General features: G+C 62.5%; 16 protein-coding genes. 12 read left to right on the top strand and 4 right to left on the bottom strand.

Annotated features, from left to right (window positions below; all coding sequences use genetic code 11):
- Window positions 1–79 precede the first annotated feature (79 nt).
- A complete protein-coding gene (gene rpiA, locus ABFB52_RS27830; protein WP_007953476.1) occupies window positions 80–754 on the bottom strand; it encodes a ribose-5-phosphate isomerase RpiA in 675 nt (224 codons plus the stop codon).
- Window positions 755–900: 146 nt separating this feature from the next.
- Here rpiA and ilvA point away from each other — a divergent pair, with 146 nt between their 5' ends.
- Window positions 901–2,415, top strand: coding sequence for a threonine ammonia-lyase, biosynthetic (gene ilvA, locus ABFB52_RS27825; protein WP_011336426.1), 1,515 nt, complete (start codon window positions 901–903; stop codon window positions 2,413–2,415).
- Between the two features lie 41 nt (window positions 2,416–2,456).
- Window positions 2,457–2,870, top strand: coding sequence for a DUF2269 family protein (locus tag ABFB52_RS27820; protein WP_011336425.1), 414 nt, complete (start codon window positions 2,457–2,459; stop codon window positions 2,868–2,870).
- A gap of 105 nt (window positions 2,871–2,975) precedes the next feature.
- Here ABFB52_RS27820 and ABFB52_RS27815 read toward each other — a convergent pair whose 3' ends face one another.
- Entirely contained in the window at window positions 2,976–3,632 is a 657-nt protein-coding gene (locus ABFB52_RS27815) for an HAD family hydrolase (protein ID WP_085605945.1), read from the bottom strand.
- 143 nt (window positions 3,633–3,775) lie between these two features.
- On the opposite strand from ABFB52_RS27815, the gene ABFB52_RS27810 reads away from it, so the two are divergent.
- Window positions 3,776–4,255: an RNA pyrophosphohydrolase gene (locus ABFB52_RS27810; protein WP_003229203.1), complete on the top strand. Its 480-nt coding sequence runs from the start codon at window positions 3,776–3,778 to the stop codon at window positions 4,253–4,255.
- 22 nt (window positions 4,256–4,277) lie between these two features.
- Window positions 4,278–6,557: a phosphoenolpyruvate--protein phosphotransferase gene (gene ptsP / locus ABFB52_RS27805; RefSeq protein WP_064600191.1), complete on the top strand. Its 2,280-nt coding sequence runs from the start codon at window positions 4,278–4,280 to the stop codon at window positions 6,555–6,557.
- Between the two features lie 204 nt (window positions 6,558–6,761).
- On the opposite strand, the gene ABFB52_RS27800 is transcribed toward ptsP, so the two are convergent.
- Window positions 6,762–7,508 carry an NRDE family protein gene (locus tag ABFB52_RS27800; RefSeq protein ID WP_085746721.1) on the bottom strand — a complete coding sequence of 249 codons (747 nt, stop codon included), beginning with the start codon at window positions 7,506–7,508 and terminating at the stop codon, window positions 6,762–6,764.
- 131 nt (window positions 7,509–7,639) lie between these two features.
- On the opposite strand from ABFB52_RS27800, the gene ABFB52_RS27795 reads away from it, so the two are divergent.
- From ABFB52_RS27795 to ABFB52_RS27785, 3 genes are all read left to right on the top strand, one after another.
- Entirely contained in the window at window positions 7,640–8,422 is a 783-nt protein-coding gene (locus ABFB52_RS27795; RefSeq protein WP_085746720.1) for a sulfite exporter TauE/SafE family protein, read from the top strand.
- A 96-nt stretch (window positions 8,423–8,518) separates the two neighbouring features.
- The gene (gene lgt / locus ABFB52_RS27790) at window positions 8,519–9,334 is read left to right on the top strand and encodes a prolipoprotein diacylglyceryl transferase (RefSeq protein ID WP_007953463.1); all 816 of its coding nucleotides are present in this window, start codon (window positions 8,519–8,521) and stop codon (window positions 9,332–9,334) included.
- A 50-nt stretch (window positions 9,335–9,384) separates the two neighbouring features.
- Window positions 9,385–10,356: a thymidylate synthase gene (locus ABFB52_RS27785; protein ID WP_011336420.1), complete on the top strand. Its 972-nt coding sequence runs from the start codon at window positions 9,385–9,387 to the stop codon at window positions 10,354–10,356.
- Window positions 10,357–10,475: 119 nt separating this feature from the next.
- On the opposite strand, the gene cadR is transcribed toward ABFB52_RS27785, so the two are convergent.
- Window positions 10,476–10,925 carry a Cd(II)/Pb(II)-responsive transcriptional regulator gene (cadR, locus tag ABFB52_RS27780; RefSeq protein WP_129972261.1) on the bottom strand — a complete coding sequence of 150 codons (450 nt, stop codon included), beginning with the start codon at window positions 10,923–10,925 and terminating at the stop codon, window positions 10,476–10,478.
- Window positions 10,926–11,009: 84 nt separating this feature from the next.
- Here cadR and ABFB52_RS27775 point away from each other — a divergent pair, with 84 nt between their 5' ends.
- The 5 genes from ABFB52_RS27775 (at window position 11,010) to ABFB52_RS27755 (ending at window position 18,208) form a co-directional block, all read left to right on the top strand.
- Window positions 11,010–13,319, top strand: coding sequence for a heavy metal translocating P-type ATPase (locus ABFB52_RS27775; protein WP_129972260.1), 2,310 nt, complete (start codon window positions 11,010–11,012; stop codon window positions 13,317–13,319).
- Between the two features lie 16 nt (window positions 13,320–13,335).
- On the top strand, window positions 13,336–14,199 hold the full coding sequence (locus ABFB52_RS27770; RefSeq protein ID WP_085646996.1) for a LysR family transcriptional regulator: 864 nt from the start codon (window positions 13,336–13,338) through the stop codon (window positions 14,197–14,199).
- A 135-nt stretch (window positions 14,200–14,334) separates the two neighbouring features.
- A complete protein-coding gene (locus ABFB52_RS27765) occupies window positions 14,335–15,411 on the top strand; it encodes a putative 2-aminoethylphosphonate ABC transporter ATP-binding protein (RefSeq protein WP_129972259.1) in 1,077 nt (358 codons plus the stop codon).
- Window positions 15,411–17,135 (top strand): putative 2-aminoethylphosphonate ABC transporter permease subunit, encoded by a 1,725-nt coding sequence (locus tag ABFB52_RS27760; RefSeq protein ID WP_129972258.1) that lies wholly within the window; start codon window positions 15,411–15,413, stop codon window positions 17,133–17,135. Before ABFB52_RS27765 ends, ABFB52_RS27760 begins: the two co-directional genes overlap by 1 nt.
- Window positions 17,136–17,182: 47 nt before the next feature.
- The gene (locus tag ABFB52_RS27755) at window positions 17,183–18,208 is read left to right on the top strand and encodes a putative 2-aminoethylphosphonate ABC transporter substrate-binding protein (RefSeq protein ID WP_085746716.1); all 1,026 of its coding nucleotides are present in this window, start codon (window positions 17,183–17,185) and stop codon (window positions 18,206–18,208) included.
- Window positions 18,209–18,292 lie beyond the last annotated feature (84 nt).

Below are 18,292 nucleotides of genomic sequence, written 5' to 3'. Positions count from 1 at the left end.
CACCACAAAACACTGTGGGAGCGAGCAAGCTAGCTCCCACAGGTTTTTCATCTGCCCACAAATATGTGGGCAGCCTGGTTTATTCAGCTTTGAGGGTCTTCACACCTTCGCTGGTACCCAGCAACAGCAGATCCGCCGGACGCGCCGCGAACAAACCGTTGGTGACCACGCCGACGATCGCGTTGATCTGCGCTTCCAGCTCCACCGGATTGGTGATCTGCAGGTTGTGCACGTCGAGGATGATGTTGCCGTTGTCGGTCAGCACGCCTTCGCGGTAGACCGGGTCGCCGCCCAGCTTCACCAGCTGGCGGGCGACGTGGCTGCGAGCCATCGGAATCACTTCCACCGGCAGCGGGAACGCGCCCAGCACCGGCACCAGTTTGCTGGCGTCGGCGATGCAGATGAATGTCTGGGCCACAGCCGCGACGATCTTCTCGCGGGTCAGGGCTGCGCCGCCGCCCTTGATCAGGTTCAGGTGCTCGTCGCTTTCATCGGCGCCGTCGACGTAGAACTCCAGGTTGCTCACGGTGTTCAGCTCATACACCGGAATCCCGTGGCCCTTGAGGCGCGCAGCGGTGGCTTCGGAGCTCGCGACCGCGCCATCGAACGCGCCCTTGTGCTGGGCGAGGGCGTCGATGAAGCAGTTGGCGGTGGAGCCGGTGCCGACGCCGACGATGCTCTTGTCGTCGAGTTTCGGAAGGATGAAGTCGACGGCGGCCTGGGCAACGGCCTGTTTGAGTTGATCCTGGGTCATGCGGGCTCCGGAAGCGGGCAAGGTAAGAACGGAAAGGCCGGCATTATAGCCTCAAGCCGGGCTAAAACCTCTGGATTCGTGTGGTCGTGCGCCCAAAAGGCGGGTTAGACTCGCTGGTCCCGCCCAACCGCCAGTGATGCTTTCCGATGCTCGAACAGTACGTCAAGAAGATCCTCACCTCGCGCGTTTATGACGTTGCCGTAGAAACCCCGCTGCAGAACGCCCGCCAGCTCTCCGAGCGGCTGGGCAACGACATCTGGCTCAAGCGCGAAGACTTGCAGCCGGTGTTCTCGTTCAAAATTCGCGGCGCCTACAACAAGCTGACCCAGTTGAGCGACGAAGAGCGCGCTCGCGGCGTGGTCACCGCGTCGGCGGGCAACCATGCGCAAGGCCTGGCCCTGGCGGCGAAAGTGCTGGGCGTGAAAGCGACCATCGTGATGCCCAAGACCACCCCGGAGATCAAGGTCGAAGGCGTGCGCTCCCGTGGCGGCAAGGTGGTGCTGCACGGCGATTCCTTCCCGGAAGCCCTGGCCTACTCGCTGAAACTGGTCGATGAAAAAGGCTACGTCTACATCCACCCGTACGACGATCCGCACACCATTGCCGGGCAGGGCACCGTGGCGATGGAAATCCTGCGCCAGCATCCGCAGCCGCTGGATGCGATTTTCGTTCCGGTGGGCGGCGGCGGTCTGATCGCCGGTATCGCGGCGTACGTGAAATACCTGCGGCCGGACATCAAGGTCATCGGCGTCGAGCCCGATGACTCCAACTGCCTGCAAGCGGCGATGGCGGCGGGCGAACGCGTGGTGCTGCCGACTGTAGGCATCTTCGCCGACGGCGTGGCGGTGGCGCAGATCGGCCAGCACACCTTCGACATCTGCAAGGATTACGTCGATGAAGTGATCACCGTCAGCACCGACGAAATCTGCGCGGCGATCAAGGACATCTACGACGATACCCGCTCGATCACCGAACCGGCCGGCGCGCTGGGCGTGGCCGGGATCAAGAAGTACGTCGAGCAGCGCGGCGTCAGCGGCCAGACCTTCGTGGCCATCGACTCCGGGGCCAACGTCAACTTCGACCGCTTGCGCCACGTCGCCGAGCGCGCCGAGCTGGGTGAAGGCCGCGAAGCGATCATCGCCGTGACCATCCCCGAGAAGGCCGGCAGCTTCAAGGCCTTCTGCGAGGCCATCGGCAAGCGCCAGATCACTGAATTCAACTACCGCTACAACAATGGCAGCGAAGCGCACATCTTTGTCGGCGTGCAGACCCACCCGGACAACGACCCGCGTAGCGCACTGCTGGCGAGCCTGACCGAACAGGGGTTCCCGGTGCTCGACCTGACCGACAACGAACTGGCCAAGCTGCACATCCGTCACATGGTCGGCGGTCGCGCGGCGCACGTGGTCGATGAAGTGGTGCTGCGCTTCGAGTTCCCGGAGCGTCCGGGCGCGCTGTTCAACTTTCTCAACAAGCTCGGCGGTCGCTGGAACATTTCGATGTTCCACTACCGCAACCACGGCGCAGCGGACGGCCGCGTAGTGGCGGGCCTGCAAGTGCCCCACGACGAACGTCATCTGGTGCCCGCAGCCCTTGAGGAAATCGGCTACCCGTACTGGGACGAAAGCGACAACCCGGCCTATCAGCTGTTTCTTGGCTGAACGGCTACGCTGATGGGTATGGCCCAAGGAAAGAGAAATTCATGGAAACCCTGACCACCCTGAAAGTCCTTCACGTCGCGGCGACCGTGGTGATACTGGCGAGCGGGCTGGGGCTCGCCGCTGTTTCCTGGCGTAATCGCAGCGAGGGGCCGGCCAGCACGATGCAGCGACCCTGGTTGTTCGTCTGGTGTCTGATGCTGATCGGCGTGCTCAGCATGCCTTTCACCGGCTGGTGGTTGGTGCACCTGATTGGCTGGCCGTTGGGACAGTTTTGGATTCTGGGGTCCAGCGTGATCTATGCCGTGGCCACATTCAGCGCGGTCTGGCTGCTTGTTCGGCTTAATCGGCTATGGACCAGCGGGGTCGGCAACCGGAAATTCAATCTGGCGCTGGCCATTGTCAGCGGCGTCGGATTTCTGGCCATTGCGGCGTTGATGGGGGCGAAGCCGGTTTAAGGCTTGGGACCGCTTCGACCCCGTTCGCGAGCAGGCTCGCTCCCACATTGATCTGACGCGTTCACAAATTCTTTGTGGGAGCTGGCCTTGCCAGCGATGGCAGTATCAGTCGCGAAGGCTTATGACGGGCCAGCCACGTTTCTCGGCTTCGGCCCGCAGGTTCGGATCCGGGTCGACCGCCACCGGATTCGCCACCTGTTCCAGCAGCGGCAGGTCATTCATCGAGTCGCTGTAGAAATAGCTGCCTTCCAGCGAATGCCCGGTTTCTTCCAGCCAGCGGTTCAGGCGCGTCACCTTGCCTTCGCGGAAGCACGGCACATCGGTGCTGCGCCCGGTGTAGCGACCGTCCTGCATCTCGCACTCGGTAGCGATCAGGGTTTCGACGCCCAGGCGCACGGCGATCGGTGCGGTGACGAAGCGGTTGGTGGCGGTGATGATCACCAGTTTGTCGCCGGCGTCGCGGTGCTTTTTCAGCAACTCAAGCGCTTTCGGCAGCATGATCGGCTCGATGCAGTCGCGCATGTAATCGTTGTGCCACTGCTCAAGCACGGCCATCTCGGTGCGGCCGAGGATTTCCAGGCAGAAGTTCAGGTAGGCAGCGTTATCCAGTTTGCCGGCCAGGTAATCCTGATAGAACTCGTCGTTGCGCGCCTTGTAGGCGACCGGGTCGAGGAAGCCGCGTTCGCACAGATAATCGCCCCAGGCGTGATCGCTGTCGCCGCCCAGAAGGGTGTTGTCCAAATCGAATAAAGCCAGGCGCATTGCAGTTACCCGCTGAAAAGTCAGTAAAAAGGCCACAAGAATACGGTCTTTTCACAAGAGTGCACATAAGCTCGGAACCCTCGTTGCCGCCTTCACAACCTTTGTGGAACAATGCGGCGACATGCGTTTGCGAGGTTGTTGCCGTGATCGACCCCGATGGTTTCCGCCCTAATGTCGGGATCATTCTGACGAATGACGCCGGCCAGGTGCTATGGGCTCGCCGTATCAATCAAGATGCCTGGCAGTTTCCACAAGGGGGAATCAATCCCGAGGAGACGCCGGAAGACGCCTTGTACCGCGAGCTGAACGAAGAAGTTGGCCTGGAACGCGAAGATGTTGAAATACTGGCCTGCACCCGGGGCTGGTTGCGCTATCGTTTGCCGCAACGTCTGGTGCGAACCCACAGCCAACCGCTGTGCATCGGCCAGAAACAGAAATGGTTTCTCCTGCGCCTGATCTCCAACGAGCAGCGGGTGCGGATGGATTTGACCGGTAAACCGGAGTTCGATGGCTGGCGCTGGGTCAGTTATTGGTATCCGTTGGGCCAGGTGGTGACATTCAAGCGCGAAGTGTATCGCCGCGCTCTCAAAGAGCTTGCCCCGCGCCTTTTAGCGCGCGACTGACGACGGAGTTCGACCCCGAGCCATGCTCAATACGCTGCGCAAGATCGTCCAGGAAGTTAACTCCGCCAAGGATCTCAAGGCGGCGTTGGGGATTATTGTGTTGCGCGTCAAAGAGGCCATGGGCAGCCAGGTCTGCTCGGTCTACCTGCTTGATCCGGAGACCAACCGCTTCGTGCTGATGGCCACCGAGGGCTTGAACAAGCGCTCGATCGGCAAGGTCAGCATGGCACCCAACGAAGGTCTGGTCGGCCTGGTCGGCACGCGTGAAGAACCCCTGAACCTCGAAAACGCCGCGGATCACCCGCGCTACCGCTACTTTGCCGAAACCGGCGAGGAGCGCTACGCCTCGTTCCTCGGGGCGCCGATCATTCACCACCGCCGCGTCGTCGGCGTGTTGGTCATCCAGCAGAAAGAACGCCGCCAGTTCGATGAAGGTGAAGAAGCCTTCCTCGTGACCATGAGCGCGCAGCTCGCGGGCGTAATCGCCCACGCCGAGGCCACAGGTTCCATCCGTGGCCTCGGCCGTCAGGGCAAGGGCATCCAGGAAGCCAAGTTCGTCGGCGTACCGGGTTCGCCGGGCGCGGCGGTCGGTACCGCGGTGGTCATGCTGCCACCGGCGGATCTGGACGTGGTGCCGGACAAGACCATCACCGACATCGACGCGGAACTGGCGCTGTTCAAGACCGCCATCGAAGGCGTGCGCGCCGACATGCGCGCGTTGTCGGCCAAACTGGCGACCCAGTTGCGTCCGGAAGAGCGCGCGCTGTTCGACGTCTACCTGATGATGCTCGACGATGCCTCGTTGGGCAGTGAAATCACCAACGTGATCAAGACCGGTCAATGGGCCCAGGGCGCGCTGCGCCAGGTCGTGACCGATCACGTCAACCGTTTCGATCTGATGGACGACGAGTACCTGCGGGAGCGGGCGTCGGACGTCAAGGACCTGGGCCGACGCCTGCTCGCCTATTTGCAGGAAGAGCGTCAGCAGAACCTGGTCTACCCGGAAAAAACCATTCTGGTCAGCGAAGAACTGACGCCGGCGATGCTCGGCGAGGTGCCGGAAGGCACGCTGGTCGGTCTGGTGTCGGTACTCGGTTCGGGCAACTCCCACGTCGCGATCCTGGCCCGGGCCATGGGTATCCCGACTGTAATGGGTCTGGTCGATCTGCCGTACGCCAAGGTCGACGGCATCGAAATGATCGTCGACGGCACACGGGGCGAGGTTTACACCAACCCCAGCGAAGTGCTGCGCAAGCAGTTCACCGAGGTGGTGGAGGAAGAGAAGCAACTGGCGCTGGGGCTCGATACCCTGCGCGACCTGCCGTGTGTGACCCTGGACGGCCACCGCATGCCACTGTGGGTCAACACCGGCCTGCTGGCGGACGTGGCGCGAGCGCAGAAGCGCGGCGCCGAAGGTGTCGGTCTGTACCGCACCGAAGTGCCGTTCATGATCAACCAGCGCTTCCCGAGCGAGAAGGAACAACTGGCGATCTACCGCGAGCAGCTCGCCGCGTTCCATCCGCAACCGGTGACCATGCGCAGCCTGGACATCGGCGGCGACAAGTCGCTGTCGTACTTCCCGATCAAGGAAGACAACCCGTTCCTCGGCTGGCGCGGGATCCGCGTCACTCTCGACCACCCGGAAATATTCCTGGTGCAGACCCGTGCGATGCTCAAGGCCAGCGAAGGCCTGAACAACCTGCGGATCCTGCTGCCGATGATCTCCGGCATCCACGAGCTCGAAGAGGCGCTGCACCTGATTCACCGGGCCTGGGGCGAAGTGCGCGACGAAGGCACCGACGTGCCGATGCCGCCGGTGGGCGTGATGATCGAAATTCCTGCGGCGGTTTACCAGACCAAGGAACTGGCGCGGATGGTGGACTTCCTGTCGGTCGGCTCCAACGACCTGACCCAGTACCTGCTGGCGGTGGACCGCAACAACCCACGGGTGGCAGATCTTTACGACTACCTGCACCCCGCGGTGCTGCAAGCCCTGCAAACCGTAGTGCGCGACGCCCATGCCGAAGGCAAGCCGGTGAGTATCTGCGGCGAGATGGCTGGTGACCCGGCGGCAGCGGTGCTGTTGATGGCGATGGGTTTCGACAGCCTGTCGATGAACGCCACCAACCTGCCGAAGGTGAAATGGATGCTGCGCCAGATCAACCTGAGCAAGGCCAAGGATCTGCTGGCGGAACTGATGACCATCGACAACCCGCAGGTCATCCACAGCTCGCTGCAACTGGCGTTGAAGAATCTTGGGTTGGCGAAGATGGTCAATCCGGCGGCGGTCAAACCCCTCTAGATTAGTGGCGATCCCGAAAAGCCCCTCACCCTAACCCTCTCCCAAAGGGAGAGGGGACTGATCGCGGGATGCTGCAGATATGCATCGACCTGAACGAGTTGTATTGAATCCATAATCGACTCGATCTTTCAGGTCGATGTAAGGCTCAAGACACCTCGGTCGGCTCCCTCTCCCTCCGGGAGAGGGCTGGGGTGAGGGTGGCTTTTAAATTTTGATCTCCACTTCCCCCAAATGCCCGCCATACGGCCCGAAACTGCGCTCGACCATCCGCCGCGTCCCGTCCGCCTGCACGATCAACGCCGTACTCGCCCGCGTCCCGTAACTCTGGCTGGCAATAAACACACTCGACAACAACGACTCGGTCGCCAGCCCCACGCCGGTGTCCGGCAGCTCGGCAAACGGTGCCGTTTGCGCATCGCTCAATAAAGCCAACAACCGCTCGGGCTGCGGATCATCCAGCACGGCACTCAATGCCGCCTTGGCCTTGAGCAGTTTCGGCCACGGCGTATCCAGCCCGGCGTTGGACAGACCATAGACGCCGGGCTGCAACATCACCGGTTCCGAAGACCGCGCATTGAAGTGCCACAGCTCGTTGGCATTGCCCAGCAGCAGATTGAACCCGGCATATTCCGGCGAACGGGCGACAACGTCAGACAAATAGTCATCGATCGACAGGTTTCCGGTCAGAAAACCCGCCACCAGTTCACCCCGGGAGCGCCGGGCCGGCGGCTGATGCGGATCGCGAATGTTGGTCAGCGCCGCAAAACGACCGTTGGCGCCCAAGCCGAGCCAGGTTCCCCCGGCCTCAAGATCACGGCCGGCGTGAACATGCGGCGACTCGGGCCACTGGGCCAGCGGCAGGCTCGGCCGGGCGTAGAATTCGTCACGGTTGGCCGCGACGATCAGCGGCTGGGCATGCCCCGGTCGCCAGGCGAAAACAATCAGGCACATAAGGTGGTCCTTGTGTGTTTTTTGCCCACTCTACGCAGACATCGTCCGTGCATCCATCGCCAGTGGAGCCGAAGGGTATCCATCCGTTACCATGCCGCTCCGGTTTTGGGGACGTGCCTTGGGAGGCAGTCATGGAATTTCTGCTCTATCTGGCGCTGGGCGCCTGTGCGGGCGTACTGGCCGGGCTGTTCGGGGTGGGCGGCGGGATCATCATCGTCCCGGTGCTGGTGTTCAGTTTCACCTTGCAGGGCTTCGATCCGTCGATCCTGACCCATCTGGCGGTCGGCACGTCCCTGGCGACGATCATCTTCACGTCGGTCAACGCGGTGCGCGAGCATCATCGACGCGGCGCGGTGCGCTGGCCGATCTTCAAGTGGATGACCGTCGGCATCCTGCTCGGCGCCGGTTTCGGAGCGCTGACCGCCGAAGCGATCTCCGGGCCCAACCTGCAAAAGATCATCGGTGTGTTCGCCCTGGTGATCGCGGCGCAGCTGGCGCTGGACGTCAAACCCAAGGCCAGCCGAACGGTGCCGGGTAAACTCGGTCTGACCGTGGCCGGCAGTGTGATCGGCTGGGCATCGGCGATTTTCGGGATTGGCGGCGGCTCGCTGACCGTGCCGTTCCTGACCTGGCGCAGCGTGCCGATGCAGCAGGCGGTGGCGACCTCGTCGGCCTGCGGTCTGCCGATTGCTGTGGCCAGTGCAATAAGTTTCATGATTCTGGGCTGGCATGATCCGTTGCTGCCGGCCCATAGTCTCGGTTTTGTGTATTTGCCGGCGCTGCTTGGCATTGCGCTGACCAGCATGGTGTTCGCCCGTCTCGGCGCGCGGCTGGCGCACAAGTTGTCGCCGAAGTTGCTGAAACGGCTGTTCGCGGCTTTGCTGTTTTGCGTGGGCCTGAGCTTTCTGTTCTGAGCCGTGTGTTTTGGCAGGTCGCAATCCTGGCTTAATCCTGAGGTGACAGCGTCGCCCGGGAATTTTTGAAGATTTGAATGCTAACGAGGAGTCGCAATGCTGCCTTACCCGCAGATCGATCCGGTGGCCCTGGCCATCGGTCCGCTGAAAATCCACTGGTACGGCCTGATGTACCTGGTCGGCATCGGCGGCGCGTGGCTGCTGGCATCGCGCCGGCTCAACCGTTTCGACCCGACCTGGACCAAGGAAAAACTCTCCGACCTGGTGTTCTGGCTGTCGATGGGTGTGATTGTCGGCGGGCGTCTGGGCTATGTGCTGTTCTACGACCTGAGCGCCTACATCGCCAACCCGACGCTGATTTTCGAAGTGTGGAAGGGCGGCATGTCGTTCCACGGCGGTTTCATCGGCGTGATGCTGGCCGCGTTGTGGTTCGGCAAGCGTAACGGCAAGTCGTTCTTCCAACTGATGGACTTCGTGGCGCCGATGGTGCCGATCGGTCTGGGCGCCGGACGCATCGGCAACTTCATCAACGCCGAGCTGTGGGGCAAGGCCACCGACGTGCCGTGGGCCATGGTGTTCCCGCCGTTCAGCGACCCGGCGCAACTGCCGCGTCACCCGTCGCAGCTGTATCAGTTCGCTCTGGAAGGCGTGGCGCTGTTCCTGATCCTCTGGCTGTTCTCGCGCAAGCCGCGGCCGACCATGGCGGTCTCGGGCATGTTCGCGCTGTTCTATGGCATCTTCCGTTTCATCGTCGAATTCGTCCGCGTGCCGGACGCGCAACTGGGCTATCTGGCCTGGAACTGGCTGACCATGGGTCAGGTACTCTGCGTACCGATGATCATCGGCGGGCTGTTCCTGATCTGGCTGGCCTACCACCGCGCCCCGGCGGCGCCGGTTGCACCGACAGCTTAAATATTCGAACCCCGGCGACGTTTGCCGGGGCTCAAGGACACAGGTAACTCATGAAGCAATATCTCGATCTGGTGTCGCACGTCATCAACAACGGCACCAAACAGGCCAACCGTACCGGCGTGAACACCATCAGCTTTCCGGGCGCCATGCTGCGCTTCGATCTGCAGGAAGGATTCCCGGCGATCACCACCCGCAAGATGGCCTTCAAATCGGCCATCGGCGAGATGTGCGGCTTTCTGCGTGGTGTGAACAACGCTGCGGAATTCCGTGCGCTGGGCTGCAAGGTCTGGGATCAGAACGCCAACGAAAACGCCCAGTGGCTGGCCAATCCGTTCCGTCAGGGCGAAGACGACCTCGGCGAAATCTACGGCGTGCAATGGCGCAAATGGCCGGCGTACAAGCAGATCCCGTTGAGCAACACCGCCGCCATCGAACAAACCCTGAGCAACGGCTACAAGCAGATTGCACAGGGCGAAGAAGACGGCCAGGCCTATGTGGTCTTGTACAAAGCCATCGATCAGGTGCGCCAGTGCGTCGACACGATCATCAAGGACCCGGGCAGCCGCCGCATCCTGTTCCACGGCTGGAACTGCGCCCAGCTCGATGAAATGGCCCTGCCGCCGTGCCATCTGCTGTACCAGTTCCACCCGAATGTCGAGACCAAGGAAATTTCCCTGACCCTCTACATCCGCTCCAACGACCTGGGTCTGGGCACGCCGTTCAACCTCACCGAAGGCGCCGCGCTGCTGAGCCTGATCGGTCGCCTGACCGGCTACACGCCGCGCTGGTTCACCTATTTCATCGGTGACGCCCACGTCTACGAAAACCACCTGGACATGCTCAACGAACAGCTCAAGCGCGAGCCGTTCGCCATGCCGAAACTGAAGATTTCGGACCGCGTGCCGGAGTTTGCCAAGACCGGTGTTTATCAGCCGGAGTGGCTGGAGCTGGTGGAGCCGAGCGACTTCTCGCTGGAAGGCTACGAGCACCATGCGCCGATGACCGCGCCGATGGCGGTCTAGTCGGCAGGATCGTTCCCACGCTCTGCGTGGGAATGAATCCCGTGACGCTCCGCGTCACTTTGGACGCGGAGCGTCCATGGCGACATTCCCACGCGGAGCATGGGAACGAGCGTCAATCGTTAGTGGCCGTGGCTTCTGCCCACATGGGAATGTTCGACTTCGGTTGCCACAACCCCGCCAGTGACTTCCAGCCTCTGCAAAATCCCGCACTGATCCGCTTCCGGCCCTTCGCCACAGCGCTGGCGCAGCTCGAGCAGTTGCGTCTGCAGCGCCAGTAGCCCGTCGATCCGCGCCTTGACGTGCTGGATGTGCTCGTCGATCAGCGCATTCACGCTTTCGCACTGATCCTGCGGGCTGTCGCGCAAGGCGAGCAGGCTGCGGATTTCTTCGAGGGTCATGTCGAGGGTGCGGCAGTTGCGGATGAAGGTCAGGCGCTCGGCGTGGGCCTGAGTGTAGACGCGGTAGTTGCCGTCGCTGCGGGCCGGTTCCGGCAGCAGGTTTTCGCGTTCGTAGTAGCGAATGGTTTCCACGGCGCAATCGGTTTGTTTCGCCAGTTCTCCGATCTTCATGACGGCAATCTCCAAAAGGGTGCTTGACCCTATAGTGGCTACAGGGTCTTTACTTGGCAACAGGCACCTTCATGGACGCGACCAATGAGCGATTCCCTGCACACCCACAAGCCCGGCGACGGGCACGATCACAGTCACAAACTGCAGCCTGTGCATAAACATGCCCACGCCGGCGACTCCTGCTGCGGGTCGAAAACCGTTGCGCCTGCGCCGGTTCATTCGAGTGAAGACTCGTGCTGCTCGTCGAAAGCCACCGCGCCGTCACTGGTGAAACTGAGCGAGGCAAAAAGCGCTGACGCCCGGCTGAGCAGCTTCCGCATCGAGGCGATGGACTGCCCGACGGAGCAGACGCTGATCCAGAACAAGCTCGGCAAACTGGCCGGGATCCAGCAACTGGAATTCAACCTGATCAACCGCGTGCTCGGTGTGACACACAATCTGCCGGACACCGCGCCGATCATCGACGCGATCAAATCCCTGGGCATGCAGGCCGAGCCGCTGGAGGCGGGCGTCGAAGCGCCAACGACGGCGCCGGTGAAAAAACACTGGTGGCCGCTGGCGCTGTCCGGCGTCGGTGCGCTCGCTGCCGAAGTGATCCACTTCACCAGCGCCGCCCCGACCTGGGTGGTGGCGATCATTGCGCTGATTTCCATCCTCAGCGGCGGCCTCACCACCTACAAGAAGGGCTGGATCGCCCTGAAGAACCGCAACCTCAACATCAACGCCCTGATGAGCATCGCCGTGACCGGCGCCGTGTTGATCGGCCAGTGGCCGGAAGCGGCGATGGTGATGTTCCTGTTCACCGTGGCCGAGCTGATCGAAGCGCGCTCGCTGGACCGCGCACGCAACGCCATCAGCGGCCTGATGCAGATGACGCCGGAGCAGGCGACGGTGTTGCAGGCGGACGGTAACTGGGTCGAACTGGACGTCAAAAGCATCGATCTCGGCGCCCGCGTGCGGGTTAAACCCGGTGAGCGCATTGCGCTGGACGGTGAAGTCGTCAGTGGCAGTTCGACTATCGATCAAGCGCCGATTACCGGTGAGAGCCTGCCGGTGGAGAAAACCGTCGGCGACAAGGTCTTTGCGGGCACCATCAACCAGGCCGGTTCGCTGGAATACGCGGTAACGGCAGCGGCGAACAATTCGACTCTGGCGCGGATCATCCACGCCGTGGAACAGGCGCAAGGCGCGCGAGCGCCGACTCAGCGCTTCGTCGATCAGTTTTCGAAAATCTACACCCCGGTGGTCTTCGTCCTGGCGCTGGCCGTGGCGATCATCCCGCCGCTGTTCATGGGCGCCGCGTGGTTCGACTGGATCTACCGCGCCTTGGTGCTGCTAGTGGTCGCGTGCCCTTGCGCACTGGTGATTTCCACCCCGGTGACCATCGTCAGCGGCCTCGCGGCTGCGGCGCGCAAAGGCATTCTGGTCAAGGGCGGCGTGTACCTGGAGGGCGGTTTCAAGCTCGACTATCTGGCCCTCGACAAGACCGGCACCCTCACCCACGGCAAACCGGTACAGACCGATTACCTGTCCCTCGACCCGACCGCCGACGCCACGGCCCCGGCGATTGCCGCCGCGCTGGCCGGTCGCTCCGATCACCCCGTATCGCTGGCCATCGCCAATGCGGCTGTGGATAAAGGGTTCGCGGCTCTGCTTGTGGATAACTTCGAAGCGCTGGCCGGCCGTGGGGTAAAGGGCGAGGTCAACGGTCAGGTCTACCACTTGGGCAACCACCGTCTGGTGGAAGAACTGGGCCTGTGCTCGCCGCAACTGGAAGAAAAGCTGTTCGCGCTGGAGAAACAGGGCAAGTCCGTGGTGTTGCTGCTCGACCGTTCCGGCCCGCTGGCATTGTTCGCCGTGGCCGACACGGTCAAGGAAACCAGCCGCGAAGCGATCCGCCAACTGCACGAACTGGGCGTGAAAACCCTGATGCTCACCGGCGACAACGTCCACACCGCGCAGGCGATTGCGGCGCAGGTCGGGATCGACCAGGCCAAGGGCGACTTGCTGCCAACCGACAAACTGCAAGCCATCGAAGAACTGTACGCGCAGGGCCGTCGAGTCGGCATGGTCGGCGACGGCATCAACGACGCACCGGCACTGGCTCGGGCCGAGATCGGCTTTGCGATGGCGGCGGCCGGCACCGACACCGCGATCGAAACCGCCGATGTCGCCCTGATGGACGACGATCTGCGCAAGATTCCGGCCTTCATCAGCCTGTCGCGCCATACCGCCACTATCCTCAAACAGAACATCGCGCTGGCGCTGGTGATCAAAGCGATCTTTCTTGGGGTAACCTTCGCCGGGCTCGCCACCATGTGGATGGCGGTGTTTGCCGACATGGGCGTGAGCCTGCTGGTGGTGTTCAACGGTTTGCGCCTGCTGCGCAAATAGAGGAAGAGGGGCGGTTGTGCTGAGTGCCGAGCTGAAAGCGTTTTACATGGTGGCCCGTCTGGGCAGCATCACGCTGGCGGCGAAAAAGCTCGGCCTCAGCCAACCGACCGTGACCACCCAGATCCGCAATCTGGAAAGCCAGTATTCGGTGGAGTTGTTCTACCGTGGCGGCCGGCGCTTGAGTGTCAGCGACGAAGGTGCGCGACTGTTGCCGATGGTCAAAGCCTTGTTGCAGCAGGAAGCCGATATCGAGTTCTTCCTGCGTAACAGCGGCCAGGTGCAGGGCACCCTGCGCATCGCCGCCACCGCGCCGTATTACATCCTTGATCTGGTTAAGACCTTCCGCGAGCGTTTGCCACAGGTAGAAGTGTCGGTGGAAATCGGCAACTCGCAGCAGGTGCTCGAAGCGCTGGAGGATTATCGGGTGGATGTCGCGGCCTCGTCGCAATTGCTCGACGATGCGCGGCTGATCCGTAGAGTGCTAGGCAGCGATCCGCTGGTGCTGGCGGTGCATCGCAATCATCCGCTGGCGGCGCACGAGCATGTGACGCTGAGTGCGCTGGCCGGGCATACCTTGTTGATGCGTGAATCCGGCTCAACTACCCGTCGCCTCACCGAAGAATTGCTGGCCAGCGCCGGCGTCAGTTTCGGCCCGTTGCTGGAGATCGGCAGCCGCGAATCGATTCGCGAGGCGGTGCTGCGCAACATCGGCATCAGCATCATTGCACGTCAGGAAGTGCCGCACGATCCGCAGTTGCGGGTGCTGACCCTCGAAAATGCGCCGCAGATTCCCGAATACCTCTACTGCCTCAAGGAACGCAAGAACGCCCGCTTGCCGGCAGCGTTTCTCGGACTGGCGCAGGAAATGTCCCCGGCCTGATCGTAATGATCGTTCCCACGCTCTGCGGGGAACCAAAATCCCTGAATACCACTATCGGTCGATTTTGCCTTGTTGCCATATGACCGACGCATTACAACTCTAGGATTCGTCTCATCTGCTTGATGAGGCCTGTCCATGATCCCTGCAATTGCAACTGCCCTGACCAACCCCGGCGCACCGATGAAAGTGCGCGGCGTGCAGAAGCGCTTCGGCGCATTCACTGCGCTGGATAACGTCTCCCTCGATGTCGCGGCCGGTGAACTGGTGTGCCTGCTCGGCCCGTCGGGCTGCGGCAAGACCACGTTGCTGCGTTGCATCGCCGGTCTGGAGAAGCAGGACAGCGGCGAGCTTTACCTCGGCGAGCGCGATGTTTCCCACCTCGCGCCGCAGGCCCGCGACTACGGCATCCTGTTCCAGTCCTACGCGCTGTTCCCCAATCTGACCGTCAAAGCGAACATTGCCTACGGCCTCGCCGGCAGCGGTCGCGATGAAGTGCGCCGTCGCGTCGGTCAGATGCTGGAACTGGTCGGCCTCACCGGCAGTGAGAAGAAGTACCCCGGCCAATTGTCCGGCGGCCAGCAGCAACGGGTGGCACTGGCCCGGGCTCTGGCACCGGCGCCGTCGCTGCTGTTGCTCGACGAACCGATGTCGGCCCTCGATGCCCGGGTTCGCGAGCATCTGTGCACCGAGCTGCGTCAACTGCAACGCAACCTCGGCATCACCACCCTGATGGTCACCCACAATCAGGATGAAGCCATGCTGATGGCCGACCGCATTGCCGTGATGAACAACGGCAAGGTCGAGCAGTACGCCACCCCGCAGGAAATCTACAACCGCCCGGCCACGCCGTTCGTGGCCGAGTTTGTCGGCCAGGGCAACTGGCTGCCGTTCCAGCGCAGCAGCGACAGCCACGCCAAGGTCGGCGGGATGAACCTGCGCCTGGCCGACGGCAGCGTCCACAGCCCGTCGGGCCGGCTGTTCTGCCGCCCGGAGGCGATCAACGTCAATCCGCTGGTGCACGAAGAAAACCTGTTCCCGGCCAAAGTCCGCGAGATCACTTTCCTCGGCAACCGCTGCCGCATGAGCTTCGAGCTCGATCAATTGCCTGGCCACGCTTTGCTCGCCGAACTGGCACCGGAAGCCATGCCGCGCCTCGGCGCCCAGCAGATCATGGTCGCCTTGCCGCCACGCAGCCTGCAGGTGTTTGCCTGATGAACAGCAACCTCGCACTGCCGCTGCCGCAAAAGCAAGCGCGGCAGGTGTCCGGGGCCGAGGTCGGCGACCGGATCTTCGTCCTCGGCGGCAAACTCCTGCTGCTGGTGCTGCTCGGTGTGGCGGTGCTGTTGCCATTGCTGGCGATCTTCTGGCGCGGCTTCAGCAGCGAAGCCGGGCAGGGCGGTGGCTGGCTCGCTGCGAAGGAACTGGTGACCAGCGACAATTTCCACTGGCTGCTCGGTAACAGCCTGAAAGTTTCCCTCAGCGTCGCGGCGATCGTCGTACCGCTGGCCTACCTGTTTGCCTACGCCTTGCAGCGCACGTTGATTTCCGGCAAAGGCATCTGGCGTGGGATTTCCCTGCTGCCGCTGATGGCGCCGTCGATGCTGCCGGGGATCGCGCTGGTCTATCTGTTCGGCAATCAGGGGATGTTGCGCGGGCTGCTGTCCGACAACATCTACGGTTTCTGGGGGATTGTTCTGGGTGAGGTGATCTACACCTTCCCACACGCCTTGATGATTTTGCTGTCAGCCCTGTCGCTGGCGGATGCGCGATTGTTCGACGCTGCGTCGAGCATGGGCGCGGGGCCAGGGAAAGCCTTCCGCAGCATCACCTGGCCGGCGACCCGTCAGGCCGTGTTTGCCGCATTCTGTCTGGTGTTCACCCTGACCATCACCGATTTCGGTGTGCCGGTGGTGGTCGGTGGCGACTATCAAGTGCTGGCGCTGGAAGCCTACAAAGCGGTGGTCGGCCAGCAGCAATTCGGTCGCGGCGCGTTGATCGGCATGGTTCTGCTGCTGCCGGCGCTGTTCAGTTTTGGCGTCGATGCCTGGCTGCGTCGGCGTCACGGCGACTCCATGAGCGGTCGCGCCCAGGTGTTCAAACCGGCGCCGTCGAAGAAGCGCGATGCCTTTTATCTCAGCGTGGTCCTGCTGATCAGCGCCGCGTTGCTGCTGGTGTTCGGCATGGCGGTATTCTCGTCGCTGGTGAAGTTCTGGCCGTACAACCTGTCGCTGTCGCTCAACCACTATCAGTTCAACGAAACCGCCGGCGGTGGCTGGCTGGCCTACGGCAACAGTTTGAAGATGGCGCTGGGCACGGCGCTGATTGGCAGTGTGCTGATCTTCACGGGCGCCTACCTGATGGAAAAGACCCGCAACCAGCGCGGGCTGAATCTGACACTGCGCATGCTCAGTTTCGTACCGATGGCGGTGCCGGGGCTGGTGCTGGGTCTGGGTTACGTCTTCTTTTTCAACCTGACCGGCAACCCGCTGCACGTGCTGTACGGGACCATGACCCTGCTGATCGTCTGCACCATTGCTCACTATCTGACCACCGCGCAGATGACCGCCACCACCGCGCTGCGCCAGCTCGACGCCGAGTTCGAAGCCGCCGCGCTGTCGCTCAAGGCGCCGCTGTACCGGCATTACCTGCGGGTCACCGTGCCGATCTGCCTGCCGGCGCTGCTGGACATCGTGCGCTACCTGTTTGTCTCGGCCATGACCACCGTGTCCGCCGCGATCTTCCTCTACAGCCCCGACACCCTCCTCGCGGCGGTGGCGGTGCTGAACATGGATGACGCCGGCAACGTCGGCGGCGCGGCGGCGATGTCGACCCTGATTCTGTTCACCTCGGCGGGCGTGTCCTTGCTGCTGGCGTGGGCTTCGCGCGGCTTGCTGCGCCGTTCCCAGGCCTGGCGGCAAACCGCGCCCGGTCACTGATCCACGACTTATCCCTTCAGCCTCAACTCACCGACAGGAAAACGATCATGTTCAAGCCTATGGCCCTGGCCGCTGCTGTGCTCGCTACTTTCAGCCTGAATGCCTTCGCGGCAAAAACCGAGTTGACGGTGTACACCGCCCTCGAAGCCGAGCAGTTGAAGTCCTACAAAGAGGCCTTCGAAAAGGCCAACCCGGACGTCGAGATCAAGTGGGTGCGCGACTCCACCGGGATCATCACCGCCAAACTGCTGGCCGAAAAGGATCGCCCGCAGGCTGACGCGGTCTGGGGCCTGGCGGCGTCGAGCCTGGCGATCCTCGATCAGCAAGGCATGCTGCAAAGCTATGCGCCGAAGGATCTGGGCAAGATCGGCGCGAACTACCGCGACGCCGCCAACCCGCCAGCCTGGGTCGGCATGGACGTCTGGGCCGCGACGATTTGCTTCAACACCGTCGAAGCCGAAAAGCAGGGCCTGAGCAAACCGGTGAGCTGGCAGGACCTGACCAAGCCTGAGTACAAGGGCAAGATCGTGATGCCGAACCCGGCCTCGTCCGGCACCGGTTTCCTCGACGTCAGCGCCTGGCTGCAAACCTTCGGCGAGAAACAGGGCTGGGCCTACATGGACGGTCTGCACCAGAACATCGGCCAGTACGTTCACTCCGGTTCCAAGCCTTGCAAACTGGCGGCAGCGGGCGAATTCCCGATCGGGATTTCCTTCGAATACCCGGCCGTTCAGCTGAAGCGTCAGGGCGCGCCGCTGGACATCATCCTGCCGAAGGAAGGCCTCGGCTGGGAGATCGAAGCCACCGCCGTGATCAAAGGCACGCCGCACGAAGAAGCTGCGAAGAAACTGGCCGACTTCTCCGCCAGCGCCCCGGCGATGGATCTGTACAAGGAAAACTTCGCTGTCCTCGCCCAACCGGGCATCGCCAAGCCGCAGACCGAACTGCCGGCCGACTACGAGCAGCGCCTGATCAAGAACGACTTCGCCTGGGCCTCGAAGAACCGCGACGAGATCCTGACCGAATGGCGCAAGCGTTATGACGGCAAGTCCGAGAAAGTCGCTGCCAAGTAAATCTTCTTACCCGATCGTTCCCTGACGGAGCATTGATCGTTCCCACGCTCCGCGTGGGAATGCAGCCAAGGACGCTCCGCGTCC

The organism is Pseudomonas sp. 9.2(2024), assembly GCF_039695385.1.
Classification (GTDB): domain Bacteria; phylum Pseudomonadota; class Gammaproteobacteria; order Pseudomonadales; family Pseudomonadaceae; genus Aquipseudomonas; species Aquipseudomonas paraglycinae.
Note: the sequence above shows the minus strand (reverse complement) of the source record. Positions and strands in the feature narration are given on the sequence as shown.